Origin of the sequence: Curtobacterium flaccumfaciens UCD-AKU (genome assembly GCF_000349565.1) — a bacterium.
In the GTDB taxonomy this organism is placed as follows: Bacteria; Actinomycetota; Actinomycetes; order Actinomycetales; family Microbacteriaceae; genus Curtobacterium; species Curtobacterium poinsettiae.
Genome location: NZ_KB714609.1, coordinates 157,438 through 182,940, shown reverse-complemented (window position 1 = coordinate 182,940; position 25,503 = coordinate 157,438). Strand labels below are relative to the sequence as shown.

Sequence of the window (25,503 nt, the reverse complement as noted above, 5' to 3'; positions counted from 1 at the left end):
ATGCGGATCCTGTTCGTCTGCAGCGGCAACATCTGCCGGTCGCCGCTCGGCGCGCAGGTCCTGACGGCACGACTCGGCCCGGACGCCCCCGCGTTCGTGGTCGAGTCGGCCGGCACCATCGCCGACGACGGCGCCGCGATGGACGCCGCCGCGGCCGAGCAGTCCGTCCGGCTCGGGGGCGCCCCCTCGGCGCACCGGTCGCGGTACCTGACGGCCGAGATCGTCGCGAGCGCTGACCTGGTGCTGACCGCGGAGCGATCGCACCGTGCAGCCGCCGTCTCCCTGGCGCCCCGGGCCTCCAAGCGGACCTTCACGATCAAGCAGTTCGCGCGGGTGCTCGCCGGCCTCGAGCCCGGTGACCTGGCCGACGTGACGACCCCGCAGGAACTCGTGGAGCGCGTCGCCCGGCTGCGGGGCACGGTCCCGCCGCCCGCCGACCCGGCCGACGACGACGTGGACGACCCCTACCGTCGCTCGACGGCGACGCATCAGCGCGTGGCCGACGAGGTCGACGTGGCCCTGACGGGCATCGCGGACGCATTGCGCGCCGTGGTCTGACCCCCTGACGGACAGGAGGCCCGGTGTCAGTTGACACCGGGCCTCCCGTTTGTCCCGACTGCTCGTGTCCTGCGAGTGATAACGATTATCAGTTGCATGTAAGGTCGCTGTGGCAGCGCGCAGCGCTGCGTCCCCGCCTCTCAGCAGACCAGGAACCCATGCGTCCACGCTTCCTCATCGGTGCGCTCGCGCTCGCCGTGATCATCCCCGGCACGCTCCTCGTGCGCCCCGCACCGCCCTCGCCCGACCGACCGCTCGCGGACTCCGTCCCCGCCTGGACCGCACACGCCGAGCGCGGCGACCCGGTGACCGCCGACGAGTTGTCCCTCACCGTCCTCCTCGACCCCGTGCACCTCGACCGCGCCCCGGCCGTGGCGACCTGGTTGCGCGGTGCCGGGCTCCACGTCGGCCCCGTCGAGCGCTCGATCGCATCCCTGCCCGTTCGCGGGACGGCCGCGCGCATCGCGGACGCCTTCCACACCTCCTTCGCGCGGTGGGACGTCGCCGGACAGAGCGCCGTGGCACCGGTCCGCGCCCTCGCCGTGCCACGCGGGCTGACCGCCGTCGTCGGCGTGTCCGGAGCCGTTGACTCTGACGCCGTCCGACCGACCGAGACGACCACTGCAGCAGCGGCGGCACCCACCCCGGCACCGGGTGAGACCGTCCCGCGACCGCCGGTCCTGGCCGACGACGGACAGTGCGCCGCATGGTGGGGCGAGCGCCTCACGACGGACTGGCCCGCATCGGTGCCGGTCACGCACCGATCGAACGCGCTGTGCGGGTACCAGCCGGCCCAGTTGCGCGAGGTCCACGACGTGCCGGCCGGGTACACCGGACGCGGCGCGACCATAGCGATCGTCGCCGCCTACGACGACCCCGACGTCGAAGCGAACACGGACACCTACTTCCGGGCGGCGGGCGCCCAGCCGTTCCGCTCGGGGCAGTACCAGCACCACGCTCCGGCGTCGCCGGACACCTCCCGCTGCGGCGGGCCGCAGAGCTGGACAGAGGAGCAGCACCTCGACGTGCAGGCGGTGCACGCGATGGCCCCCGACGCCGACATCGAGTACTGGGGTGCCGACGACTGCAGCACCACCTCGTTGTTCTCGCGGATCCTCGACGTCGTCGAACACGGCAGTGCGGACGTCATCAGCCTGTCGTTCGGGTCCACCGAGGACCTGGACACCGCGGACGACCGGACGCTGCTGAACCGGGTGCTCGTCGAGGCGGGGGCCCGGGGCATCTCGGTGTTCGCGTCCTCTGGCAACGACGGCGACAACAGCGCCGTCGGTGACCACGACTCCGGCCCCGACGTGTCGTCGCCGGCGTCCAGCCCGTACGTGACCGCGGTCGGAGCGACCAGCACCGGGCTCGCCCGTGACGGTTCCGTCGCGGTCGAGGCTGGTTGGGAGACCGAGACCCGCTTCGCGCGCAACGGTGCCCTCATCCCGCCGGGCTTCGCGTACGGCGCCGGCGGCGGCCAGTCCGACGTCTACGGCCGACCGACGTGGCAGCGCCAGCTGCTCGACGAACCGGGGACCGGGCGACTCGTCCCCGACGTCGCGTCGATCGGCGACCCCAACACCGGCTTCGTCGTGTACGGGCCACACAAGGGCGTGACCGGCTACGTTACGCACGGCGGCACGAGTCTGGCGACCCCGATGGTCGCCTCGATGGTCGCCATGGCCAAGGCCGCCACGGGGGTCCGGATCGGGCTCGTCACGCCGATGCTCTACGAGATGCTCGGGACCGACGCCGTCCGCGACGTCCGCCCCGCTTCCGCTGCCACCTGGTCGCCGCGCGGGCCCGATGCCGGAGCGCTGTGGCCCGAGACCCTGTTCCTCTGGGACACCGGTCGGCAGGGACTCCGGTCCGCACCCGGCTGGGACGACGTGACCGGGGTCGGCGTCCCCGCCGGCCGCGCCTTCTTCACCGCGTTCGCCGAGGAGGCCCGCCGATGACCGATCGTCCACGCACCAGTTCCGTCATCGCGCTCGCGGCCTCGGCACTGCTCGGCATCGGCCTCGTGGCGCCCATGCTCGCGCTGCCGGCCAGCGCGGACACCGCGGCCGACGGCGCCACCCTCGCCGCCGCGTCGGGCGTCGAACTGACCGACATCGACGGTGGCACGCTCACCGCACCGACCCCGGCCGTGCGCTGGGACTCGGGCGACCCGACGGTGGCCCGGGTCGACACGACGCAGGACGTCCTGAAGCTCAACACCACCCGCACGAGCGGTCTGCGCTCGGAGGCCGGCCCGGACGGGGCGACCTCGACGATCGCGAGCGGGGAGTTCACCCTGCGCGATCGTCCCCCCGTCGTGTTCACCGGACTCCGCGCCGCGTGCACTCCCGGCGGCACCCCCGCGGTGTCGTTCGACCGCCTGACCATCGACGGCGACGACGTCACCACCGAGGCCACCGCGACGCCCGGGTGGAGCCGCGACCTGCCGGAGTCCCGTTACGGCGCCACCAAGGTCGTCGTCGGTAGCACCACGACGGCCGCCGACGGCACCACGACGACGGTCGCGCTCCGCATCGACGCCGAAGCCGGTGCCTCCGAGATCTGGCGCGTCCGTGCCGGATCGGTCTCCTGCGCGGCGGGTGACCGCTGGCCGGCACCCACCCCGACGCCGACGCCCACCCCGACCCCGGCTCCGACGCCTGATCCCGCGCCGCAGCCGACCCCGGCCCACGGCGACGCCCTGGCCACCCGGAGCGTCAGCGGTGTGCAGGTGACTGCCCCGGACGGAACCGTGCTCATCGACGGGCAGCCCACGGTGACCGGCGTCGCGAAGCGCACCGCCGACCGGGTCGACGCTGCCGACGGTTCCCCGTCGACCGCACGTGGGGTCACCGTCTCGACTGCGGCGGACGGTACTTCGGACGTGCACCTCGACTCGTTCGAGCAGATCCCCGACCGGGCCTCGGACCCGGTCGCGGAGTACCGCTGGCCAGCGCTGCGCGTGTACGGCCTCGACGCCCACCTCACGCCGGAGGGGACGATGACCGTGGACTTCGCGAACGAGTCGAACGCGGTGTTCGTCAACGGGGTGTGGATCAACACCGCCACCGACCTGTACACCGGCGTCGACGCTGACGGCAAGGAGCGGGTCAGCGTGGCCTTCGGGGAGCGCACGGTGCACGCGGACGGCAGCACGACCCTGACCGCGCTGCACTACCGCGACCTGACGGGGGCGCACCCCGACGTGCGGCTCGGCGCCGTCACGATCCCGGCGAGGGCGAGCAGCCCGACGGACGCTCGGGTCACCGCCGCCTTCGGGGTGGGCGTCCGGGGGACGGACGGTACGGCGCTGGTCGCCCCGCAGCCGCGGATCACCAGTGCCGGGGAACACCGTTCCGCCGCCCGCATCGACGCGACCGCCGGCTACCCCGCCCGGGCAACCGACGTCACGGCGGCGATCGGGGACGACGGCGACACCGCGACCATTTCGGTCGGGCACTTCGAGCAGATCCCGGACGAGGCCACCGACCCCGTCGCCGCCTACCGCTGGCCGGCACTCCGCGTGAACGGGTTGCACGCCGAGGTGACGGCGGCCGGCACGATGACGGTCTCCTTCGACGACGAGTCGAACGCCGTGTTCGTCAACGGGGTGTGGATCAACACCGCCACCGACCTGTACACGGGGCTCGCCCCGGACGGGACCGAACGGGTCCGCGTCCACATCGGCGAACGGACCGAGAACCCGGACGGGACCGTCACGCTCACGGCGCTCCGCTACGAGGACCTGACCGGGACGCACCCCGACGTGCTGCTCGGCCAGGTGACGTTGGCGGCGGCGCAGCCCGCCCCGGACCCGACCCCGGGAGGGGGCGGCACCACGCCGACACCGGAGCCGCACGACCCGGCCATCGCACGCTGGCACGCCTTCGCGCTCCGGGCATCCGGACCGAGCGACGTCCCGGCGCAACCCGTCGCTGCGCCCGCCGCCGACGGCACCACCGTGACCGAGCGGGCGGACGAGGCCGGGGACGGCGCCACCGGACAGCTGCGTGTCGACGGGGTCACGGTGCGGTCGGCGAGTGACCGCGGCGAGGTCCGACTCGAACGGGTCGTCCTCTACCCGGGCACGAGCATCGCCGGCGAGCTCCGTGACGTCCGTGTCCGGGTGACCCACGGCGGTGCCACCGTGACGACCGCGGGTGGGCAGATCGCGGGCACCACCATCCCGGCGGGCACGATCCGGGCGAACACCCGGATCGCCCTGCCCGGCGGGCTGGGGAAGGTCGTGCTCAACGAGCAGCGGACCCGCGGGCGGGACCGGACCGTCACCGCGCTGCACCTGAGCGACCCCGCCGGGTTGGCAGCCGACGTGTCGGCAGCGGTGGTCACCACGGCAAAGGTCGATCCGCCCGCGAACGGCGGGAATGGCGGGCAGGGCGGCGGCAGCGCAGCCGGAGGCCCGGGCAACGAAGCGGCTCCCGGTGCCCTGACGCCGGACGGCACGAGCCCGGCCGGTACGAGCGGTACGAACGGCATCGGGACGGGCAGCGGAGACCTCGCGTTCACCGGTGCCTCGCTCCTGCCGGGCCTCATCGCGGCGGTGCTCCTGTTCGGTGCGGGTACCGCGATGGTGGCGCTGCGGCGTCGACGGCGCGTGCGCTGACCGCAGGCCCGCGGGATCGCGGGACGTCAGGCCCGGTGCCGGTCGGCACCGGGCCTGACGTCCGCCGCGTGGGGGAGGCCCGCGCGACCGCCAAGTGCGAGGATGACTCATGCCCGTCGTCGAGTCCCGCTGCGTCGTCCCGGTCGAGCCCGACGTGGCCTTCGCCGTCTCGCAGACACAGGGGGCGATCCGGAAGCGTTGGGACCCCTTCATCCGCCGCCAGCACCTGATGGACGGGGCCACCGTGCCGGCGAAGGGCGTCCGGACGTACACGGTGCAGCGGTTCGGGCTGGCGATGGAGAGCGAGTACGTCTCGTACCACCCGCCGTCGAACGTGGGGATGAAGATGACGAAGGGCTCGTGGTTCTTCGAGCGCATGGGCGGGGGCTGGCGCTTCACGGCGGCCGAGGGGCAGCCCGGACACACGCTCGCGGTCTGGCGCTACAACTTCACGTGCCGGCCGAAGTGGCTCGCGCCGATCGCCGAGCGAATCGGCGTGCTGGTGCTGCAGCGGGACATCGACCGGCGCATCCTGGGGTTCGCCCGCGGCTGCGAGGACCCCGTCGTCCTGGCCCACGTGGCCGCACAGCGCGCTGCTTGAACGGACCCGCGAGACGCCGGCGTCGTGCGGGCGAGTCGGTTCGGAAGACGACGGCGTGTTGCGAAGACGCCGCCGAACGCTCGAGACGCCTCCGGATTCGGCGGCGTCTCGCGCATCAGGGGGCGTCGGACGAAGACGACGGCGTGTTCAGGAGCGCCGGACACGACCACGAGCACGAACACGAACACGAGCACGAGCCCGGACACGAGCACGAGCCCGGACACGACCACGAGCACCTGCATCCTTCGATGGAACTCCCGCAGGTGCGTCCCGAAGCCGGTCGTCCCCGGGCGTGATGATTCCTAGCGTCGTCTGCATGACGAACACCACCCAAGTCCGGCCTCCCGCCGGCACCGCCGCCCGCGACCGAGGGGGTGTCCGCGGCCTCATCGCCCGGCACCCGCTCGTGTCCTTCTTCACCATGGCACTCGGCCTGAGCTGGCTCGCGTGGGTGCCGTACATCCTGTCCCCGCACGGCATGGGGGTGTGGGACATCCACTTCCCCGAGGTCCTGGGCAGCGGTCAGTTCACGGGCGTCCTGCCCGGTGCGCTCCTCGGCCCGTTGGGCAGCGCGTTCATCGTCACGGCGGTCGCCGACGGTCGCGCAGGCCTGCGCCGCTGGGTGGGGCGACTGTTCCGCTGGCGGGTCGCCTGGTACTGGTACGCACTGGCGCTCGTCGTCGTGCCGGCCCTGATCGTCGTGTCCGCGCTGCCGTTCGCCGGTGGTGACGTGCGGGCTCCCTCGGGCCTGGCCTTCGCCATGCTCGTGCCCGGACTGATCATCCAGCTGTTCTCGACCGGTCTGAGCGAAGAGCCCGGCTGGCGCGACTTCGCCCTGCCCCGCCTGCAGCACCGCTTCGGGGGCCTCGGTGCGGCGGCGATCCTCGGTCCGATCTGGGCGCTCTGGCACATGCCGCTGTACCTCAGCGACTGGGGCGGGTGGCCGAACGCGCACTGGAGCGAGCCCGTCGTGTTCGCCCTGTTCACCATCACCTTCAACGTGGTGATGATCCAGGTGTTCAACAAGACCCGCGAGAGCCTGCCCCTGGCCCTGCTGCTGCACGTCGGCGTGAACAACACGATCTCGACCCTGTTCCCTGAGATGTACCCGAGCATGACCGCCGGCACGCTGATGATCGGCCTGACGATCATGTCGACGATCGCCGCCGTGGTGCTGCTCGTCGCGACCCGTGGCCGCCTGGGCTACGACCCCGCCCGACGCGCCCTGCCCCTCGACACACCGGTCCCCACCCGCGCCCGCCTCGTAGGATCCAACGATGGCACCCGCTGAGCACGACGCGCTGCGCGCACCGGATGAGCCGGCCGCGCAGCCGGCCCAGCCGGCCAAGCCCGCGCAGCCAGCCCAGCCAGCCCAGCCGGCCCAGCCCACGCAGCCCGCCCAGCCCGCGCAGTCGCCCCGACCCGCCCAGCGCGCCGGCCGCGTCGACGTCCTCGTCGCCCTCGGCACGGCCGTCGTCGCCCTCGGGCTGCTGCTCGGCCTGCCGCCCCTGGACAGCCTGGAACCGGACGGCCCCGCCCTGGCGCTGGGGGTCCCCGCAGTGTTCTCCGCCGCCTGGACCATCCTGGCCCTCGGCCTGCTGGCCCAGTCCGCCGCCCTGCTCGCCACCCGCCGGGCACCCCGCACCGCGCTGATCGTGGTCGCCGCACTCCCGGTGCTCGTCGCCGGGCTCGCCCCGCAGTCGTCCGACCTGTTCGGCCTGACCGCCCTGCCGGTGCTCGTCGGCGTCGTCGTCGCCGCACTCCGCGTGGCGCTGGCCCGCCTCTGGCCGACACTCGTGGTCGCCGCCGCCCTGGTGGCAGCCGGCAACGTGGTGCTCGCGCTCGCCGGTGACGCCACGACCGCCGGTGACGCCACGACCGCCGTGTCCGGCTCGCTCGGGCAGGGCGTGCTGCAGGCGATCGGCGCGGTCGGCCTGCCCCTGCTGGTCACCCTGCTCGTGCAGTCCCGCCGCGAGGTCCGCGTCGCCCGCACGGCCGAGGCCAGCGCCGTGGACCGTGAGCAGGACGCCCTGGTCGACGCCGCCGTGTCCCGTGAGCGTGCCGCGATGGCCCGCGAACTCCACGACATCGCCGCGCACCACCTGTCCGGGATCGCACTGATGGCAGCGGTCATCGACCGGCAGATCGACGCGGACCCGGAGCGTGCCCACGAGGGTGCCCGCCAGGTGCGGGAGCAGAGCACGGCCGTGCTCGAGGACCTCCGCCGCCTGGTCGGCCTGCTCCGCGACGACGCCCCCGCCGAGCGTGCGGTCGAGACGGTCGCCGGGATCGTCGACCTGGCCGAACGAGCCCGGTTCCGCAGCGACGTCCGGCTCGACGTGCTGCCGGGGGACCGGCCGCTCGCTGACGGCGTCGGCCCGCTCGCGCAGCTCGCCGCCTACCGCACCGTCCAGGAGGCACTGGCCAACGCCGCCCTGCACGCCCCGTCCGCCCCGTGCACCGTCACCATCGACGACCGCAACGCGACCCGGGCGGTGATCCGGGTGGAGAACGCACCCGCCACCGCGCCGGCAGCGGGGACCTCTCCCTCGGGCGGCAACGGCCTGCGGGGGATGCGTGAGCGGGCGGACCTGGTCGGGGCGCGCCTCCAGACCGGCCCGACCGCGACCGGCGGATGGCTGGTGGAGCTGGCGCTCGGCCGGGAGGCACCTGCCGCACCCACGCAGGCCGCCGGCGGCACCGGGGTGGTCGCGTGATCCGCGTGCTGGTCGCGGACGACCAGCCCCTGGTCCGCGCCGGGGTGTCCGCGCTCCTCGGCGCGGAGCCGGACATCGAGGTGGTCGGCGTGGCCGCCGACGGCGGCGAGGCGCTCGCGCTGGCGCGCGAGACGCGACCCGACGTCGCCTGCCTGGACATCCGGATGCCGGTGATGAACGGCATCGAACTCGCGCGGATCTTCTGCGCGCCGGACGCCGATCCGGCGATCCCGGCGCTCATGCTGACGACGTTCGACCTGGACGACTACGTGTTCGGGGCGCTCGAGGCCGGTGCCTCGGGGTTCCTGCTCAAGGACGCCGAGCCGGACACCATCGTCGACGCCGTGCGGCAGGTCGCCGCCGGCAACGGCACGCTCGACCAGGCCCTGACCCGGCGGGTGCTGCGGGAGTTCGTGTCACGGCGGAGCCTGCAGCCGGTGTCCGGCGACCGGGCCGACGGCGTGCTGACCGCCCGCGAGCGCGAGGTCCTGCTGCTGCTGGCGCAGGGGATGTCGAACGAGGAGATCGCGGTGGCGCTCGTGCTCGAGGTGTCGACCGTCAAGTCGCACCTGGCGCGGATGCTGCCGAAGCTCGGCGTGCGGTCGCGGTTGCAAGCCGTGGTGTGGGCGTACCAGAACCGGATCGTGACGGTGCCGGAGCAGCCGTAGTCGACCCGGTGTCAGCCGGCTGCTGCGTCAGGCTGCAGGATGCGGTGTCAGCCGGCGGGCTGCGGCTCGGCGGCGCCGGGGACGACGAGTCGCCAGACGGCGGCGTCCCCGGCGCCGCCGGCGTCCCCGTCGTCGTCGGCGGGGGAGAGGTACAGGCGGAAGGTGCCCTCGTCGGCGAGGGGGTCGCCCTCGAGGTACTCGACCGGTTCGCCGCTCGTCTCGCACTGGTCCGAGGTGCTGATCACCTGGATCGTGTCGCCCGGCTTCGGACCCGAGGCGTCCTCGTCGCCCTTCGGGACGTCGGTGACCGTCGCCTCGTACACGTCGTAGATCCCCTGGAGCTCGACGGTCCGGTCGGTCTTGGTGACGTCGGCGTCGACGACCAGGTCGGCGGCGTCGCGGCGCTCGGCCGAGGTCTTCAGCGGGACGTAGTCGGCGCAGAACCCGGACTGCAGCGGCCCGGCCTGCGTGCTCGGACCCGTGGGGCCGGCGTCGTCGTCGCCGCTCGTCTCGGTGGCGCAGCCGGCCAGGGTGCCGCCGAGCAACACGACGAGTGCCACGACCGGTGCGATCCGTCCCCACTGCATGGGCCGAGTATGACCCACGCGACCCGTCGAGACCAGGGCGTTCGGCCCCTGTCCGGGGAACGCACGTTCCCGTTCGGGGGACTGGTCGCAGCGGCCACGGGCTGGTGCAGTGTCTGGATGCACATCGAGCCGCCGCTGGTGACCAGCCCCGATAACCCCTCCCTGCGGGGCGAGGCCATCATCGGGATGATCACGGCGCTGCGGTCCCGCCCCCTGCACGAGGTGACCCCCGGGGTCGTCGCAGCGGCGGCCGGGGTGGACCTCGATGTCGTGGCACGTTTCCTGACGGCGACGCTGAACATCGCGGCGTCGCCCGAGCACCCGCTCGCGCCGATGCTGCACGCCCGGTGGCGACGGTTCCACGCCTTCGTGCAGCACGCACTGGAGCGGGACGTGCTGCTCGGGCGTGAGCCGGGCACGATGGAGCCGGCTCGCGGCTCGGAGCAGCTGCTCGCGACCTACGAGGGGCTGCAGCTGCAGTCCATGGTGCGGCCGGAGATGGACCTGCTCGAGGCCTTCGACCGCGCCGTGACGCGCCTGCGCGAGGGCTGGTCCCGCGCGTACGTGCCGCCTGTCTGGGAGCTCGACCTGGTCCACTGACCCGCCCGGTGGCCCGACGGGTCACCCCACAGACCGAGGACGCTAGGGCGTCCGAGGGCAGACGCACCGTCTGCACGCGTCGCCGCACGATTCGGGTTCGAGCGGCGGCGCGTACCAATCCGGCCCGCGGCCCGCGGCCCGTCTCACGCGTCCCGCGGACCCGCCGTCAGTCGGCGTGCAGCGCGAGCGGTCGCGCCGCGTCCACCTGGACCGGCTGCCGACGGATCGCGATCACCGTCACGTCGTCGTCGTGCGGCACCTCGTCGGCGCGGGCCGACAGGGCGAGCACGACCGCGTGCGGGTCACGTCCGGCGCGCGCGATCTCGGCCACCGCCTCGATGGTCTCCTCGAGCCCCTCGTACAGGTCGAGCACGCCGTCGCTGAACGAGACGAGCAGATCGCCCGGCTCCAGGGTGCTCTCAGCCGTCACCCACTCCTCGCGGATGCCGAGCCCGAGCGGCATGTCGCCGGACCGGAGTCGGTCGACGTGCCCGTCGGCCCGCAGCACGAAGCTCAGCCCGTGCCCGGCGTCGGACCACCGGAGGGTGCCGTCATCGGAGATCCGGGCGTGGAACAGCGTGGTGAAGGCCAGGTCGGGCCCGATGCCCTCGGCGCTCAGGCCGTCGGACGCCCGCTTCAGCGCCTCGGCCGGGTCGTCGACCGTCCGGGCGCTCCGGAGCGTCGACCGGACCGCTGCGGCGATCAGGCCGGCACCGACGCCCTTGCCCATGACGTCGCCGAGACTCACCGCCACGCCGCTGTTGGTCGGGTACCAGTCGAAGAAGTCCCCGCCGACGCTCCGGGCGGGCAGGCAGGCACCGGCGACGACGACGTCCTCGGTGATGCGGCCCGTCGTCGTCGGGAGCAGGGAACGCTGCACCGCGGCTGCCCGGTCGATCTCGGCACGGACCTTGCCCTCGCGTGCTTCGGCGGACCGCAGGCTGCGTCGGGCCCGGCGGGAGAGCTCGTGCACGACGACGGCGACGGTGCCGAACACGACGACGAGGATGCCCAGACGGACGAGTTCACTCGGGCCGGGCGCGTCGGACGGGGTCAGGACGTAGGGCGCGAGGATCACGAGCACGATGCCCGCGATCGCGAAGAGCACGGTGCGACGGCCCTCGAGCGACGCCCACCAGACCACGGGGAGCACCACGATCGCCGTGAACAGCGACGAGCCGGAACCCGTCCCGGTGCGCAGCAGCGCGATCGTCACGAAGTCGACGGTGAGCAGGACCGGCACCAGCCAGGCGGCGCCGTGCACGAGCGCGGGGACGGCGCTCATCAGGGTCGCGACCACCGTGCACACCAGACTCGCCGCGAACAGGTGGTGGGCCGTGATCGGCAACGACGGCATCACGATGCTGAGCAGCGCAGACAGCGCCAACAGGCCGCTGATCGGAGCCTGACGGACGAGGGGGTTGTCGACGATGCTGGTTGGGCGAGTCATGCTCAGTGCAGGTTAGTGCTCCGCGACGGCCGACGACCGGTGCTGACCCCTTCTGGGGACGCCAGCGTGGCCGATCAGCGCGGCCAGGTCGCGACGACCGCGACCGCGTTGAAGAGCACGTGCGCCAGGATCGCACCGCCGATGCGGTCGGTCATCGCCACGAGCGTGCCGGTGAGGACGCCGAGCAGGAACGTCGTCACGAACACCTGGAACCCGCCGAGCGTCGTGCCGCCGGCTCCGAGCAGCAGGTGGAGCAGCGCGAACAGGAGCGCCGTGACCAGCACCGCGAGGAACCGGGTGCGGGGCGTGAGCTCGGCGGCCAGTCGGCGCTGGAACAGCCCGCGGAACACCACTTCCTCGAGCACCGGGCTGACGACGACGATGCCAATCGCCGACACGAGCAGCAGCCCGACGTCCGGCGTGCCGAGGGTCGGTGCGGGGACCAGGCCGGTCGTCCCCGTGAACGACAGGGACAGGAACACGTCCACCACGCGGCAGATGATCACGATGCCGATCGCGAAGACCACGATCCCCAGGTCGAGCCGCAGCCGTGACAGCATCGCCGGCAACGGGGTCCGACGGAGCGCCACGGCGGCGGCGATGACGAGCGGCACCCACACGGCGGCGTCCGCGGCGAGCACCTGCAGGACCGGCGACGGGATGCCCCCAGTCCGGGTGACCTGTCCGACGATCCGGGTCAGGATCACGGCGACGCCGAGCGCGACGAGGATGACGATGAGGTCCCGCTGCCGCCGCACGCTCGGCGTGGTCGCGGTCTGGGCCGGCTCGGAACGCATGGGGCCACCGTAGAGGACACCGCGCGCCGGATGGCGACTTCCCCCGGGCAGGACTCGTTCCTGTGGCACTATTTGTATGCCGTGTGCTGGGAGTACCCCGGTGCGCCTGTGTCGGGACCACGGGGACGGCCATGATCGGGGAAGGCAAAGGCGTGGAACTCCGCGACTACATCACGGTGCTCCGCAAGGGATGGGTACTGATCGTCGTACTCGCCCTGGTGGGAGTGGCCGCAGCCGCAGGGTTCTCCCTGCTGAAGAAGCCGGTCTACTCGGCATCGGCGCAGGTCTTCGTCTCCACCGAGACGTCGGGCAGCGCCAGTGACCTGGCGCAGGGCAACACGTTCACCCAGCAGCGGGTGCTGACGTACTCCAACCTGGTGTCGACGCCGATCGTGCTGCTGCCGGTGATCTCGTCGCTCAAGCTCGACATGAACGCCGACCAGCTCGCGACGATGGTGTCGGCGACGGCGCCGACGAGCACCACCCTCATCGCCATCTCGGTCGAGGGCACCGACCCGGTGCAGGCCGCGAACATCGCGAACGCGACCTCGCAGAGCCTGACCAACGTCGTGCAGGACATCGAGGCCACCGACGCGAGCGGCAAGAGCACCGTCAAGCTCACCCGCGTCAAGCAGGCCGACGTGCCGAGCACGCCGGTCAGCCCGAACGTGCCCGTCAACGTCGCGCTCGGGCTGCTCGTCGGGCTCGCACTGGGCATCGGCATCTCCATCCTGCGCGAGACCCTGGACAACCGGATCCGCACCGAACTCGACGTCGAGAAGATCAGCGACAAGCCGGTCGTCGGCGGGATCGCCTTCGACGCCAAGGCGGCCGAACGCCCGCTCATCGTGCAGGTCGATCCGCGCAGCCCCCGCGCCGAGTCGTTCCGCACGCTCCGCACGAACCTGCAGTTCCTGGACATCGGCACCGGTGCCCGCACCTTCGTCATGACGTCGTCGATGCAGTCCGAGGGCAAGAGCACCACCGTCGCGAACCTGGCGATCGCCCTGGACAGCGCCGGGTTCCGCGTCATCCTGATCGACGCCGACCTGCGCCGCCCCCGCGTCGCCGAGTACATGGACGTCGAGAGCAACGCCGGGCTGACCGACGTGCTGATCGGTCGCGCCGACCTGGAGGACGTCGCCCACCCCTGGGGCCGCGGCAAGCTCGTCGTCCTGCCCGCCGGCCAGATCCCGCCGAACCCGTCCGAGCTGCTCGGCTCGCGGGCGATGCAGGACCTGATCGACCTGCTCGAGCAGCAGTTCGACTACGTCCTGTTCGACGCCCCGCCGCTGCTGCCGGTCACCGACGCCGCGATCCTGGCCAAGAAGGCGTCCGGTGCGATCATCGCCGTCGCCTCCGGGCAGACCCTGAAGGGCCAGCTCGCCGCTGCCGTCGCTTCGCTCGCGAACGTCGGCGCACCGATCTCCGGGTTCGTCCTGACGAAGATGCCGCTGAAGGGCCCGGGCGCCTACGGCCACGGCCGGTACGGCTACGGGTACAGCTACGGCCACGACGAGGACGACAACACCGTGACCACGTCGACGCACCCGCCGAAGCGTGCCAGCAAGAAGCTCGGCGTGCTCCGCCGCGCCGGACGCTGAGCGGAGCGGCGGACGATGAAGAATCGCCGGGGGACCCGGGGCCTCGGTCGTGCGCTGCCGAAGACCACCCTGATCGTGGTGGCCGTCGTGGTGGTGGCGCTGATCATCATCGACGTCGTGCTCGTCTCGCTCGCCCTGGGCCGCACCGCGCCCGAACAGAACGGACCCGCCGGTCCGATCCCGACCTTCACACGGATGCCGCACGCGAGCGAGTCCCCGCGGGCCAGCGCGACCGCTGACGCGGACGCCGCAGGGACCAAGCAACAGGGCCGGCGCCTGTTGGCAGCCGTCGACGGCCAGGAGGCATGGCGCGCGTCCGGCGGATCGTGCGGCGGCCCGCGGCCGGTGCTGGAACACTCCGTGGACGGCGGGGCGACGTGGGTCAAGGTGGGACTCGGGACGGATGTCGGATCGCTCATGGCGATCCGGGCCTCCAGTGCGGAGCTCTCGATCCTGGCGGGCGTCGGCGACGACTGCACCGCGACCGCGCGGACCAGCACCGACGCCGGTGTGACGTGGGCAGCCGGTGCGCCCGGCGCCGCCGGCGCCGGCATCAGCACCGACGGCGTCGTGCTCGCGAGCGGGACCGTCCAGGCGCCCTGCGCAGACCCCATCGACGCGTTCCAGGGCGACAAGACCTCGGTCGTCATCTGCGACGGCCAGCTCGAGTGGCGGACCGGCGAGGCAGCGTGGGTCGACGTGCCGCTGGGCGGCGTGCGCTCGGTCGGCGTCGACGGCGGGGAGTACACGCTCGCCCGTGTCGGCGCAGCGTCGTGCGACGGCGTGCAGATCGAGACCATGTCCGCTTCCGACGTGACGCCGTCGTCGTCCACCACGCCGATCGGCTGCGCCGACGGAGCCGACACCGACAACACCGTCACCATCGACCGCGCCGGGCAGGACGTGTGGCTGTGGGACGGCACGACCGTCCGGGTCTCGTCGGACGGTGGCGCGACGTGGTGACCGGACGGCGACCGTGACAGCGGACGCACTGCGCGCACCGCGACCGATCGGCGCGACGGACGAGTGGAGCCGGAGCTACTCACGCCGTGTGCTCTTCACCGACCTGCTGGCCCTGATCTGGGTCGTGTTCGGTGTGCAGATCGCCTGGCTCGGGCTGAAGTCGAACCTGGCGACGAACACCGCCGACCTGCGGCTGAGCTACTTCTCGATCTCCATCGTCGTGATCGTCGTGTGGATGAGCGCGCTCGCCCTGTACGACACCCGCGGCGCACGCGTCATCGGCGTGGGGAGCACCGAGTACCGGCTCGTCGCGGACTCCAGCGTCCGGGTGTTCGGCCTGCTCGCGATCGCAGCGTTCCTGCTGCACGTCGACCTGGCCCGCGGGTACGTGCTCATCGCGTTCCCCATCGGGATCCTCGTCCTGCTGCTCTCCCGGTGGATCTGGCGGCAGTGGCTGGTCGCCCAGCGCCAACACGGTGCCTACTCGGCGACGGTACTGCTCGTCGGCTCCCCGGCCAGCGTGCTGCACATCGGGCGCGAGCTCGCGCGTTCCCCCGAAGCCGGCTACCGCGTGGTCGGCGCCGTCGTGTCGACGAACCACCGCGGCCTGCTGGCGGGTTCGAGCATCCAGAGCCACGGCGGCTTCGACGACGTCGGCTCCGCGCTGCGTGAGACCGGCGCCGACACCGTCGTGATCACGAGCTCCGACGACCTGCCGCCGGAGCGCGTCCGCGAGCTCAGCTGGTCGCTCGAGCCGGGGCGGCAGCACCTGGTCGTCGCGCCGAGCCTGACCGACATCGGCGGCCCGCGCATCCACACCCGACCGGTGCAGGGCCTGCCGCTCATCCACGTCGAGACGCCGACGTACTCGGGGCGCAAGCTCTACACGAAGCGCGCCTTCGACCTGATCGGCGCAGCGCTGCTCGTCGTCGTCCTGTCGCCGCTGCTGCTCGTGCTCGCCGTGCTGGTGAAGACGACCTCGACCGGTCCGGTCTTCTTCCACCAGGAGCGCGTCGGCCTGAACGGCAGCACCTTCCGGATGATCAAGTTCCGTTCGATGGTCGTCGACGCCGAGGAACGGCTGCAGGAGCTCAGCGCACTCGACCGGGCCGAGGGGAACGACGTCCTGTTCAAGATGCGGAACGACCCCCGCGTCACCCGGGTCGGCGGGTTCATGCGCCGCTACAGCCTGGACGAGGTGCCGCAGCTGTTCAACGTCCTGGCCGGCAGCATGTCCCTGGTCGGGCCCCGACCGCCGCTGGCGCGCGAGGTCGCCCGCTACGACACACACGTCCACCGTCGGTTCCTCGTCAAGCCCGGCATGACCGGCCTGTGGCAGGTGAGCGGCCGGTCCGACCTGTCGTGGGAGGATTCGGTGCGGCTCGATCTGTACTACGTGGAGAACTGGTCGATCGTGGCAGACCTCCTCATCCTCTGGAAGACCTTTAAGGCAATCGCCAACAGCCGGGGTGCGTACTAGATGGTTGATCACAGCGACGCCCAGTCCGACGGTGAGAACAAGGCCAACCCCCGCGACAACCTGCTGGCCCTTCCCACGGTGCTCGTCGCGGGCGTGCCACTGGTCGCGGTGCTCGGATCGACGATCGTCGACGAACTGAGGCTCATCGCCGACCACCTGGACGACGTGGGGGTGCCGGTGCACTTCGTCAACGCCTACACCGTGTCGTTGACCGCTGATGAGCGCTACTTGCGTTTGTTCCAGTCGGACGGGCTGAACATCGCCGACGGGACGCCTCTCGCTTGGATCGCCCGTCGCGCGGGTGGCCAGGTGGCCCACCTGCGGGGTCCAGACGCATTCCGCGAGCTGCTCTCGTCGGACCCGTCCCACGGCATCCGTCATTTCCTCCTCGGCGGAAGCAACGCCTCACTTGCCCGTCTCGAACAGGCAATCGCGCGGGACTACCCCGATGCAGTGGTGGCGGGATCATTCAGTCCGCCCTTCACCGACTTCGAACCGAGCGATCGAGAACTGATCGACTCGTTGATTCGGGACTCGGGAGCGAACATGCTGTGGGTGGGTATCGGGACGCCCAAACAGGACTACGAGGTCCAGCGACTCGCTGAGCGGCACCCCGCAGTCGTGTTGGCGGTGGGAGCTGCCTTCAATTTCGTGTCTGGAGACGTGGTCGAAGCCCCGAAACTTTGGCGTCGGACGGGCCTGGAATGGTTGTACCGACTCTCCCGTGAGCCACGACGCCTCTGGCGACGGTACTTGCTCGGCAACGTGAAGTTCCTGCTCCTCGCGCTTCGGAGACAACATGGCTGAGGCAGGCGCGGACGTCGTCGTGATCAGCCAGCTTCCCCCGCCGGTGCACGGATCGACGATCATGACGAGGACGTTCCTGGACGCGATTTCTCGTTCCGGGCTGCGGGCGGTCCTCGTGGATCGACGATTCAGCAAGTCGGTCGACGAGATCGGCGGAACCAGCCTCAAGAAGGTCCTCAGCGCTTTCTCGCTCCTGCTCCGACTCGGGAACGCACTCCGACGCAACAGACGCGCGGTGGTGGTCTTCTTCACAACGAACCGGCCGCCGTCGTTCTGGGTCGACGTGATCATGAGCGCAGTACTCCAAGTGCTGCGGCGTCCCTACATCGCCTACGTGCACACATCGGGGTACCGCGAGCTTGCTGATCGAGGCGCAATGCAACGCCGCGGGGTCGCTCTTCTCCTCGGTGGCGCTACCTCCGTGGTCGTTCTCGGAGAGTCGATGGTCGCAGACGTCCGGCGATTCAACGACTCGCTCATCACGATCCCCAACGCTGTGTCGGCAAAGGAGCGGAAGCCCGCATCTGGCTCCGACGCATCGCCGATCGTCTTTTTGTCGAATCTCATCCCCGGCAAGGGTGCTGAGGACTTCATGCGCATCGCGAACCGGTGCCTCGCCAGCACGCCGGGATCGCGCGCCGTCGTGATCGGGCGCGCGTCGTCGGAGGAGTACCTCGATGGTCTCCGCGCGCTCCTTGCCCCGCACGTTCGCGATCGAGTGAACTTCACGGGTGCTCTGTTCGATGAGGAGCGCGACGATGTGCTCTCGACGGCAGCCGTGCTCGTCTTCCCCAGCACCTACCGCTACGAGGCACAACCCTTGACGGTGTTGGAAGCGATGCGGTTGGGCGTCCCTGTCGTGGCTTACGACGTCGGCGGCCTCGGTGACGTCATCGAAGACAACGAGAACGGATTCCTCGTCGCCTCGGGGGACTGGGAGGCAGCGTCCGATCGTTGTCGGGAGATCCTGTCGTCAGAGCGTGATCGCGAACGCCTTGCAGCCGGAGCGCTCGCAACCTCGCGTGAGGGCTTCGGACTCACTCGCTACAGCGCCGCTTGGGCCAAGGTCCTCAAGGCAGGTGTGTGAGGTGACAGGTCGACGGTTCGCAATCGTTCAGGAGTACGTTCCGGCGTACCGCGCGCCACTCTTCGACAAGTTGGCGGAAGCGCTGTCTGCGGAGGGTGATGAGCTCACCGTCTTCGCGGGAGAACCATCGGGCACGCTCGCACAACGACGAGATGCCGTTCGGGACCGCCCGTGGTTGCGCAAGATCCGGCAGCGAGAGGTACGTTTGCTCGGAAAGCGACTGACTTTCCGAGCCTTGCCTCGCGACGTCTGGCGAGCAGACCTCATCGTTGTGGAACAAGCTCGACGGAATCTCGACGTCCCGCTGCTGCTGCTCTGGCCCCGCATGGCGCGGAAGACAGCGCTGTGGGGTCACGGTCCCGACGTCGTGAAGGTACCGTCCCGCCTCGAACGCCTGTACAGCCGCCTGATAACGCGGAAGGCCGCCTGGTTCTTCGCGTACACGCCATCAGGTGCCGAGTGGGCAGCCGGGATCGGTCGAGATCCAAGGCGGACCACGACCCTGTACAACAGCATCGACGTGGGGCAGTTGCAGGAGGACCTCCGATCCGTCATGACGACGACGTCTGAGCACCAGGTGTGCTTCATCGGCGGCCTCGACGTCAGCAAGAAGATAAGCGAGCTGATAGCGATCGGTGAGGCTGCGCACCGTGCGGACCCCGCCTTCCGCCTGGCGGTCGGGGGCGACGGACGGCTTCGAAGTGTGGTCCAGTCCGCCGCTGACCGGCTTCCGTGGCTCGACTACCGCGGCGCTGTTTCCGGGCGGGCGAAAGCGGCCATGCTCCGCGAAAGCGAGTTGCTCCTGCTTCCGGGTCGAGTCGGCTTGGCAGCCATCGACAGCCTCGCAGCAGGCCGACCGATCGTCACACTCGCTTCTTCACTGCACGGACCGGAGTTCGGCTACCTCGAGCCCGGCCGGACCTGCGTCGTGTCTGATGGTATCGAGGCCGCCGCCCGGTCGGTCGTGATGCTCCTTCGCGATCCGCAGACGCTCGCGACGATGCAAGACAGCTGCCGCCGGGCGTCTCAGAAGTACTCCATCGAGAACATGGCGCAGTATTTCCACAGCGGTCTTAAGGAAGCGGTCAAGGACGACGATGAGTAAGTTGCACGTGATCGTGGCCAGCCACAACCGCGCTGAGACCACCGGAACCGCGTTGCGTTCGCTCCACGAAGCAGCTTCCGGTGCGGGCATCGAGTACGACGTCACGTTGTTCGACGACGGCTCATCAGATGACACCATCGCACAGGCCAACGCTGCCGTGGACCTGCTGATGGTGCTGCAAGGTGACGGTTCGGCCTTCTGGGCGTTGTCCATGGCCACTGCTGAGGCAGCGGTGCTGGCACGGAACGACGTCCAGGACGACGACTGGTTGCTGTGGTTCAACGACGATGTCCAGCTCGAGCGCTTCGGGTTCCGTGCCCTTTTCGAAGCGGGATCTCGTCTGCCGGGGGGAATCCTGATCGGGAGTACCGTCGACCCAGTTTCGGGCGAGCTGACGTACGGAGGCCTCCGCCGGGCGGGAATCCACCCGCTCTCGTTCGCTCTCGTCGAGCCGCCAGAACGCGTCGAGGAGGCGGTGCGAGTCGACGCGTTCAACGGCAATGTCGTGCTCCTACAGGTCGATGTCGCTCGGGTGGTCGGACCGATCGACGGAGGGTTCAGCCACGCGTACGCGGATGTGGACTACGGGATGCGGGCGACTTCGAGGGGTGTGCCGATCTGGGTGGTCGGGGGGACGGTCGGTTCCTGCAGCCGGAACCCGACCGTCTCGCATCGATCCATCATCACCGCCTGGCGCTCGTTCACCAGTCAGAAAGGCGCGGGCAATCCACGCTCGCTGCGGCGTTACCTGCGCCGGCACGGTGGGCGCTCGTGGTGGTTCTTCTACACAGCGTCCTATGCGCTCTGGTGGCTTCGGACCCTCCGCCGTACGATTCGCGACAAGGGGGCAAGCCGATGACGACCTTGCTCTTCCTCGTGGTGGCGATCATCTTGATGGTCCTCGCGATCGGCCTGGTGCGGATGCAGCCGCGCATCGTCTACTGGGCCGCCTCCCTGTACGCCGTGACGGCCTGGGAGTACCCGAACTTCGGAACGATCGGGACGTTCGGTGGCACGACCATCACCCTCGGCGACGGGCTTGCAGTGAGCCTGATCGTCGCGGGACTCCTGGACGCTCGGGCCGTTGTCCGGCGCTTCCCACCTGTTGCGGTCATCGCCGGTGCGGTGCTCGTCGCACTGCTCGCGATCTCGCTCGTGCACGGGATCGCGACCTTCGGGCTCGGCGTCGCCGTGAACGAAGCACGTGGGTTCTTGTACGTCCTCGGGATATTGTTTTGGGCTGTGACGCGTCCCTGGCCGCAATCCGAGGTCGTCTACGCGGAGAAGTTCTTCGTCATCGTGCAGGGTGTCGGTCTGTGCGTCGTCGGCCTTTACCACGTCGCGCGGTACGGGTTGGGCGGGACCGCGGACTTCGTGCTCGTCAGTGGAGAACTCAGCCAGACTGGCCGGCCTCTGGTCTCGGGCCAAGCCCTGCTCCTCACGCTCTGCGCAGTCCTTGCCCTCCGGCTCTGGCAACGCAATGCTCAGGCACGCTGGTTTTGGTTGTTCGGCTTGTTCATGGTGTTCGTGATAGTCAGCCAGCAGCGGACTGTTTGGGTGACGGCCCTCGCAGTCGCGGTCGTTCTCCTGCTTCGCGGACCTCGCGCGCTTCGCCAGAAGCTCGTGCTGCTCTTCGGGGTGCTCATCGTCGGGGGCGTCCTGGTGTCCGCTGCTCAGTCGTCGTCGAGCAGCATCGCGGCGGAGTTCGCCGGGTCAGCATCGAACACCGGGACGTACTCCGCGCGACTCACGAGCTGGATCGGGCTCATCGTGCAGTCGGTGAGCGAGGGCGTGCTGACTGTCCTGTTCGGAGCACCCTTCGGTCACGGTTTCGGCAGATTCGAGGGCGTTGGTCGATGGGTGGTCTTCGCCCCGCACAATTGGTACGTCACCGTGTACCTGCGGGAGGGGCTGATCGGGCTCGGTGCGATGTTGGTCATCTTCCTGCCTCGGTTCTTCGCAGGGTTCAGGGCCAACCGCGACGTGTTCTTGACAGCTGTGCTCGTGTGCTTCCTCGTCTACGGTTGGACGTACTCATGGCAGTGGTGGACTTGTCTGCCCCTCGCCCTGGCGTTCCTCGACCGTGACTTCCCCGAGGCGATCTCCCCGGAAGTACCCGCGTCCCGCGGCTCGCGGCGGCTTGAGGTGCACGGGTGAAGCCCAGGATTCGGGTCCTGCACGTCCTCGGGGATCTCAAACCGAGTGGCATGGAGCGAATGCTCGTATCCGGAGCACAGGAGTTCGAAACGGCGGGTGTTGACGGTCATGTCCTCGGCGTGGGCCGGCAACACCCGTTCGAAAGCGCGATCCGGGACGCTGGCTACTCGGTGACCACCACCGACCGCGCATTGCACACCACCGCTGGGCGCGAGGTGCTGCGGCACCTCCTCACTGACATCGAGCCGGATGTCGTGCACATCCACACCGAGGGCCGGTACTTGCAGACAGTTCTCGCCTTCCGGAGGGTGAATCGGAGACTCCCCATCGTGAGGACCATCCACAACGTGTTCGACGCGCGCGGTCGATGGTTTGTGCGTCGTGCCTTGCAGGCGGTCGTCGCTGACCGATTGATCAGTGCTCTGATCGCTCCGAGCCCTGACGTGGCGGGGAATGAGATGCGCTTCGGCCGTCGGCCCCAGGTGATCTTCAACTGGGTGGAGGACAGGTTCTTCGATCTGGCGCGTCAGCGCGCCGAGTCGGCGGTTGCGCCCTCAGCCCCGATCGTCATCGTGGGGAACTGCTCGAGGATCAAGAACCACGAAATCGCACTCGAGGCAGCGCTCCTCGGGAACCTCCGCGTTGCCCACGTCGGTTCCGAAGAAGATGCCGGGCCCGTTGAAGAAGAGCTCCTCGAACGTCTCGAGCGAGCAGGACTCCTCGTCGCTCGCGGGGTAGCTGATCCGGGAGAAGCGCTCGTCGCTGGGCGCGTGTTCGCGATGCCCAGCCGTCACGAGGGCATGCCCGTTGCGCTTGCCGAAGCGTTGGTCGTCGGCCTCCCCGCGATCGTTTCGGACGTTCCGGGGCTCCGGTGGGCCGTGGGGCAGAGTGGTGTCGTCGCACTCGCAGAACGGGAACCGGCGAAGTGGAGCGAACGTCTCCGAGCGGGAGCCGTGGCGAGTAGCGGTCCGACGATCGACTTCCATGCCGCCAGGGGAGTCGCCGAGTACACAGCGGTGTACCGAGCCACCACCACCACCAGCACCACCAGACGACGAAGAAGGGCTGCCCCGTGATCCGAGGAGTGCTGACAGGCATCCGGCGGCGGCGGTGGTTCCGTGCGCTGCCGACGACCGTGTCCTGCGAGCGCGGCCTGCGCTTCGGCGCACGCGTCCGTCTCTGGGCGCCGACGTCGCTGACCATCGGCTCGGATGTCCATCTCGGGTCTGACGTCCGTATCGAAGTCGACGGCAGCATCGGCGACGCGGTCCTCATCGCCAATCGGGCGGCCATCATCGGTCGACGTGATCACGACATGACGGTCGTAGGGGTCCCCATCACAGCGAGTCCTTGGGTTGGTGACACTCCGACCCTCAGCGCCGTCACGACGATCGGAAGTGACGTCTGGATCGGGTTCGGAGCGATCATCTTGTCCGGCGTCACGGTCGGGGACAGCTCCGTCATCGCGGCTGGCTCAGTCGTCACGCAGGACGTCGAGGCGAACACGGTCGTCGCCGGCAACCCGGCAAAGGTCCTCAGGCCTCGATTCCGCGAAGGAGAACTGAGCGCGCACTGGGACGTCTTGCGAAGACAGGGTGTCCGGCTCGCCGTTGACAAGGCGGCAGGTGCACCCGATGCCTGAATCATCGCCACGGATCTTCTACGTGCCGAACGAGTTTGGCGGTTTCCGGCAACTCGGCTTTCGTGATCCGCTGGAAGCGCTGGTCAGGGCTGGTCGCGTCGCTTCACTCGCAACCTTCAGCGTCCTGGACGCGATCCGGAACGGTGGAGACGCCGAGCGTCACCGTGCGGAGCTCGTGCGACGGGTGTCGGATTTCCGCCCGGACATCCTGCTCATGCAACACCTCGGACACACCGGACTGCGTCGGCAGCACTTCGCGGCCCTGCGCGCAGCCTGTCCCGGTGATTTCATCTACCACGAGGCCGACCCTTACTCGAGGTACCTTCATCCGATCCCTCCCGAAGCGAAGGCGGCAGGCAGGGCCGCGGACGTCGTCTTCACGGTGGGGAGCAGCGGGTTCAGCGAGAACTTCCGCAGGGCGGGGAGCGCAGACGTCCGCTGGATCCCTTCGGCCTACGAACCGACGAGGAGCGCCAACTTCGACCGACCGATCCGGAAGGACCGCCCGTACGACGTCGTCATCGTCGCCAACCGGAATCGTCCTCGGCTCCGGGGTCTGCCGGACTGGCGGGAACGCATTCGATTCGTCGAGTTGATGCAGCAGCATTTCGGAGACCGGCTCGCTGTCTTCGGGAGAGGCTGGGACGGAACGACAGCCAAGGGGCCCGTGCCCTTCGAAGCGCAGGACGAGGCCATCACCTCAGGCTGGGTCAGCGCCAACTGGGATCACTTCGCGGGCGAAGCGTCCTACTTCTCGAACAGGCTGCCCATCTCGCTGGCTGCAGGGTCGATCCATGCGACGACCGAACACCCCGGGTACGACGAGATATTCCCCGCGAGCAGCAGCCGATTCCTGTTGCGTGGACGGACGCCGGAGGCCCTCATCGGTTCCATCGAGCAGGTGCTGGCCGAGACGACCACGACCGACCGCCTCGACGCGATCGCCGCAGGCCGTCGCTTCGCTGACGAGTCCTTTCGACAGGACGATCTCATGGTTCAGATGCTGAACTGGCGCACCCGGTGGATTGACCAAGCGGACGCCCACGCGGTTTGGGGCCGGACGAAGGGAGGACGGCCGTGAGGATCGGACCGATCAGTACGCTCCCCCTGCGTGCTTCGCTTCGGATCGAGCGGGGCAGGAACGCCAACGAGCTTCGCAGGAGGAGCGTTGGCCGAACTGCGCCCGGGGACTGGACACCTCCGCGAAACTTGCTGGGACTCCGTGTGCGCATCGATCCGTACCCCGATCTCGGCCATCAGCTGTCGACGTGGATCGCGGGTTACCTCTGGTCCGCCGATCTCGGGGTGCCGTACCTCGGAGGGGAAGTGACGAAGGACACGAAAGGGCTCTTCGACCTGGCGCAGCTGACTGCTGCCGCACCGTCCGAGAACGTGCTCGAGCATCGCCTCGCCGCTACTGGGTTCGAGACCGACGATTGGTCGCTTCACGCTCTCCAAGGATCGACGAGTCGTGCAGCACCTCGTTCGAGCCGTCCGTGGATCGGGCGCCTGGCGTTGGATCAGCGGCGCTGGGACCAAACGCCGGCTGCAGAACCGCTCCGACGCGCAGTCCTCGGGGGTTACCTCGGCGACCATCTCCAGAGCCTCGAGTCGAGTGCGGACTACATCGCTGTCCACGCTCGGCGCGGCGACATCGGCCCTCAGTCACATCCCGACCGCTGGATCGGTCTCGACTACTACGACCGCCTGATCAACGAGATCAGGGGCGTGCCAGCTCTCAGCAGCATGCCGATCAGGCTCTTCACATCGGGCGACGCTGCAGACCTGCGCGACCTGGAGCAAGTCGGAGTGTCGATCAGCGACGGAGGTGAGCGCGATCAGGACTTCATTGAGATTGCGGCAGCTCGGGTGGTCGTAGCGGCACCGAGTTCCTTCGGTTTCCTCGCCGCGCTCGTGTCGCGGGCTCCCGTCATCGCTCGGACCCCCTGGTGGCACCATGTGCCCGACTCCGGCCGCTGGCTTGCCTACCAGGAGGACAAGGGCCTCGATACCGCTCGTCTCGGCCGTCTGGTCGCGGGTGCCTCTTCGTGAC

At 70.0% G+C, this 25,503-nt stretch carries 23 protein-coding genes; 20 read left to right on the top strand and 3 right to left on the bottom strand.

What is annotated here, in order from left to right:
• From H489_RS24425 to H489_RS24395, 7 genes are all read left to right on the top strand, one after another.
• Positions 1-558, top strand: a complete 558-nt coding sequence (locus H489_RS24425) for a hypothetical protein (protein ID WP_031259331.1) — start codon at positions 1-3, stop codon at positions 556-558.
• Between the two features lie 158 nt (positions 559-716).
• Positions 717-2,519 (top strand): S8 family serine peptidase, encoded by a 1,803-nt coding sequence (locus H489_RS24420; protein ID WP_017886317.1) that lies wholly within the window; start codon positions 717-719, stop codon positions 2,517-2,519.
• Positions 2,516-5,185 (top strand): hypothetical protein, encoded by a 2,670-nt coding sequence (locus H489_RS24415; protein ID WP_020381105.1) that lies wholly within the window; start codon positions 2,516-2,518, stop codon positions 5,183-5,185. The genes H489_RS24420 and H489_RS24415 overlap by 4 nt, the downstream gene beginning before the upstream one ends.
• A 109-nt stretch (positions 5,186-5,294) precedes the next feature.
• On the top strand, positions 5,295-5,786 hold the full coding sequence (locus H489_RS24410; protein WP_017886316.1) for an SRPBCC family protein: 492 nt from the start codon (positions 5,295-5,297) through the stop codon (positions 5,784-5,786).
• Between the two features lie 316 nt (positions 5,787-6,102).
• Complete coding sequence (locus H489_RS24405; protein WP_017886314.1) at positions 6,103-7,077, top strand: CPBP family intramembrane glutamic endopeptidase; 975 nt, start codon at positions 6,103-6,105, stop codon at positions 7,075-7,077.
• Positions 7,064-8,503, top strand: coding sequence for a sensor histidine kinase (locus H489_RS24400; protein ID WP_017886313.1), 1,440 nt, complete (start codon positions 7,064-7,066; stop codon positions 8,501-8,503). The genes H489_RS24405 and H489_RS24400 overlap by 14 nt, the downstream gene beginning before the upstream one ends.
• The gene (locus tag H489_RS24395; RefSeq protein WP_017886312.1) at positions 8,500-9,171 is read left to right on the top strand and encodes a response regulator; all 672 of its coding nucleotides are present in this window, start codon (positions 8,500-8,502) and stop codon (positions 9,169-9,171) included. The genes H489_RS24400 and H489_RS24395 overlap by 4 nt, the downstream gene beginning before the upstream one ends.
• Before the next feature lie 47 nt (positions 9,172-9,218).
• Here H489_RS24395 and H489_RS24390 read toward each other — a convergent pair whose 3' ends face one another.
• Positions 9,219-9,758, bottom strand: coding sequence for a hypothetical protein (locus H489_RS24390; RefSeq protein ID WP_017886311.1), 540 nt, complete (start codon positions 9,756-9,758; stop codon positions 9,219-9,221).
• 117 nt (positions 9,759-9,875) lie between these two features.
• Here H489_RS24390 and H489_RS24385 point away from each other — a divergent pair, with 117 nt between their 5' ends.
• Positions 9,876-10,358: a hypothetical protein gene (locus tag H489_RS24385; protein WP_152427180.1), complete on the top strand. Its 483-nt coding sequence runs from the start codon at positions 9,876-9,878 to the stop codon at positions 10,356-10,358.
• A gap of 166 nt (positions 10,359-10,524) precedes the next feature.
• Here the strand turns inward: H489_RS24385 and H489_RS36665 are convergent, their stop codons facing one another.
• Both H489_RS36665 and H489_RS24375 read right to left on the bottom strand, forming a co-directional pair.
• Positions 10,525-11,808 carry a PP2C family protein-serine/threonine phosphatase gene (locus H489_RS36665; protein ID WP_017886309.1) on the bottom strand — a complete coding sequence of 428 codons (1,284 nt, stop codon included), beginning with the start codon at positions 11,806-11,808 and terminating at the stop codon, positions 10,525-10,527.
• 74 nt (positions 11,809-11,882) lie between these two features.
• Positions 11,883-12,605 (bottom strand): CPBP family intramembrane glutamic endopeptidase, encoded by a 723-nt coding sequence (locus H489_RS24375; protein ID WP_017886308.1) that lies wholly within the window; start codon positions 12,603-12,605, stop codon positions 11,883-11,885.
• Between the two features lie 131 nt (positions 12,606-12,736).
• On the opposite strand from H489_RS24375, the gene H489_RS24370 reads away from it, so the two are divergent.
• From H489_RS24370 to H489_RS24325, 12 genes are all read left to right on the top strand, one after another.
• A complete protein-coding gene (locus tag H489_RS24370) occupies positions 12,737-14,209 on the top strand; it encodes a polysaccharide biosynthesis tyrosine autokinase (RefSeq protein WP_235045659.1) in 1,473 nt (490 codons plus the stop codon).
• A 15-nt stretch (positions 14,210-14,224) separates the two neighbouring features.
• Positions 14,225-15,172: a hypothetical protein gene (locus H489_RS36660; RefSeq protein ID WP_017886306.1), complete on the top strand. Its 948-nt coding sequence runs from the start codon at positions 14,225-14,227 to the stop codon at positions 15,170-15,172.
• Positions 15,173-15,185: 13 nt separating this feature from the next.
• A complete protein-coding gene (locus H489_RS24360; RefSeq protein WP_235045658.1) occupies positions 15,186-16,652 on the top strand; it encodes a sugar transferase in 1,467 nt (488 codons plus the stop codon).
• Positions 16,653-17,459, top strand: a complete 807-nt coding sequence (locus H489_RS0118495; protein ID WP_017886304.1) for a WecB/TagA/CpsF family glycosyltransferase — start codon at positions 16,653-16,655, stop codon at positions 17,457-17,459.
• Positions 17,452-18,546, top strand: a complete 1,095-nt coding sequence (locus H489_RS24355) for a glycosyltransferase family 4 protein (protein ID WP_017886303.1) — start codon at positions 17,452-17,454, stop codon at positions 18,544-18,546. The genes H489_RS0118495 and H489_RS24355 overlap by 8 nt, the downstream gene beginning before the upstream one ends.
• Before the next feature lie 70 nt (positions 18,547-18,616).
• Complete coding sequence (locus H489_RS24350) at positions 18,617-19,651, top strand: glycosyltransferase family 4 protein (protein ID WP_167578290.1); 1,035 nt, start codon at positions 18,617-18,619, stop codon at positions 19,649-19,651.
• The gene (locus tag H489_RS24345; protein ID WP_017886301.1) at positions 19,644-20,510 is read left to right on the top strand and encodes a glycosyltransferase family 2 protein; all 867 of its coding nucleotides are present in this window, start codon (positions 19,644-19,646) and stop codon (positions 20,508-20,510) included. The genes H489_RS24350 and H489_RS24345 overlap by 8 nt, the downstream gene beginning before the upstream one ends.
• A complete protein-coding gene (locus H489_RS24340) occupies positions 20,507-21,808 on the top strand; it encodes a hypothetical protein (protein WP_017886300.1) in 1,302 nt (433 codons plus the stop codon). The genes H489_RS24345 and H489_RS24340 overlap by 4 nt, the downstream gene beginning before the upstream one ends.
• Positions 21,805-22,884: a glycosyltransferase gene (locus H489_RS24335; protein ID WP_017886299.1), complete on the top strand. Its 1,080-nt coding sequence runs from the start codon at positions 21,805-21,807 to the stop codon at positions 22,882-22,884. Before H489_RS24340 ends, H489_RS24335 begins: the two co-directional genes overlap by 4 nt.
• Positions 22,881-23,450, top strand: coding sequence for an acyltransferase (locus H489_RS38775; RefSeq protein WP_269429903.1), 570 nt, complete (start codon positions 22,881-22,883; stop codon positions 23,448-23,450). The genes H489_RS24335 and H489_RS38775 overlap by 4 nt, the downstream gene beginning before the upstream one ends.
• Positions 23,443-24,531 carry a hypothetical protein gene (locus H489_RS24330; protein WP_152427178.1) on the top strand — a complete coding sequence of 363 codons (1,089 nt, stop codon included), beginning with the start codon at positions 23,443-23,445 and terminating at the stop codon, positions 24,529-24,531. The genes H489_RS38775 and H489_RS24330 overlap by 8 nt, the downstream gene beginning before the upstream one ends.
• A gap of 143 nt (positions 24,532-24,674) precedes the next feature.
• On the top strand, positions 24,675-25,502 hold the full coding sequence (locus H489_RS24325) for a hypothetical protein (protein WP_017886296.1): 828 nt from the start codon (positions 24,675-24,677) through the stop codon (positions 25,500-25,502).
• The last annotated feature ends 1 nt before the right edge of the window (position 25,503 follow it).

Excerpts from the sequence above, each read along its gene's own strand:
- H489_RS24425 (WP_031259331.1), top strand. The coding sequence starts at position 1 with ATGCGGATCCTGTTCGTCTGCAGCGGCAACATCTGCCGGTCGCCGCTC.
- H489_RS24420 (WP_017886317.1), top strand. The coding sequence starts at position 717 with ATGCGTCCACGCTTCCTCATCGGTGCGCTCGCGCTCGCCGTGATCATC.
- H489_RS24415 (WP_020381105.1), top strand. The coding sequence starts at position 2,516 with ATGACCGATCGTCCACGCACCAGTTCCGTCATCGCGCTCGCGGCCTCG.
- H489_RS24410 (WP_017886316.1), top strand. The coding sequence starts at position 5,295 with ATGCCCGTCGTCGAGTCCCGCTGCGTCGTCCCGGTCGAGCCCGACGTG.
- H489_RS24405 (WP_017886314.1), top strand. The coding sequence starts at position 6,103 with ATGACGAACACCACCCAAGTCCGGCCTCCCGCCGGCACCGCCGCCCGC.
- H489_RS24400 (WP_017886313.1), top strand. The coding sequence starts at position 7,064 with ATGGCACCCGCTGAGCACGACGCGCTGCGCGCACCGGATGAGCCGGCC.
- H489_RS24390 (WP_017886311.1), bottom strand. The coding sequence starts at position 9,758 with ATGCAGTGGGGACGGATCGCACCGGTCGTGGCACTCGTCGTGTTGCTC.
- H489_RS24385 (WP_152427180.1), top strand. The coding sequence starts at position 9,876 with ATGCACATCGAGCCGCCGCTGGTGACCAGCCCCGATAACCCCTCCCTG.
- H489_RS36665 (WP_017886309.1), bottom strand. The coding sequence starts at position 11,808 with ATGACTCGCCCAACCAGCATCGTCGACAACCCCCTCGTCCGTCAGGCT.
- H489_RS24375 (WP_017886308.1), bottom strand. The coding sequence starts at position 12,605 with ATGCGTTCCGAGCCGGCCCAGACCGCGACCACGCCGAGCGTGCGGCGG.
- H489_RS24370 (WP_235045659.1), top strand. The coding sequence starts at position 12,737 with ATGATCGGGGAAGGCAAAGGCGTGGAACTCCGCGACTACATCACGGTG.
- H489_RS36660 (WP_017886306.1), top strand. The coding sequence starts at position 14,225 with ATGAAGAATCGCCGGGGGACCCGGGGCCTCGGTCGTGCGCTGCCGAAG.
- H489_RS0118495 (WP_017886304.1), top strand. The coding sequence starts at position 16,653 with ATGGTTGATCACAGCGACGCCCAGTCCGACGGTGAGAACAAGGCCAAC.
- H489_RS24355 (WP_017886303.1), top strand. The coding sequence starts at position 17,452 with ATGGCTGAGGCAGGCGCGGACGTCGTCGTGATCAGCCAGCTTCCCCCG.
- H489_RS24345 (WP_017886301.1), top strand. The coding sequence starts at position 19,644 with ATGAGTAAGTTGCACGTGATCGTGGCCAGCCACAACCGCGCTGAGACC.
- H489_RS24340 (WP_017886300.1), top strand. The coding sequence starts at position 20,507 with ATGACGACCTTGCTCTTCCTCGTGGTGGCGATCATCTTGATGGTCCTC.
- H489_RS24330 (WP_152427178.1), top strand. The coding sequence starts at position 23,443 with ATGCCTGAATCATCGCCACGGATCTTCTACGTGCCGAACGAGTTTGGC.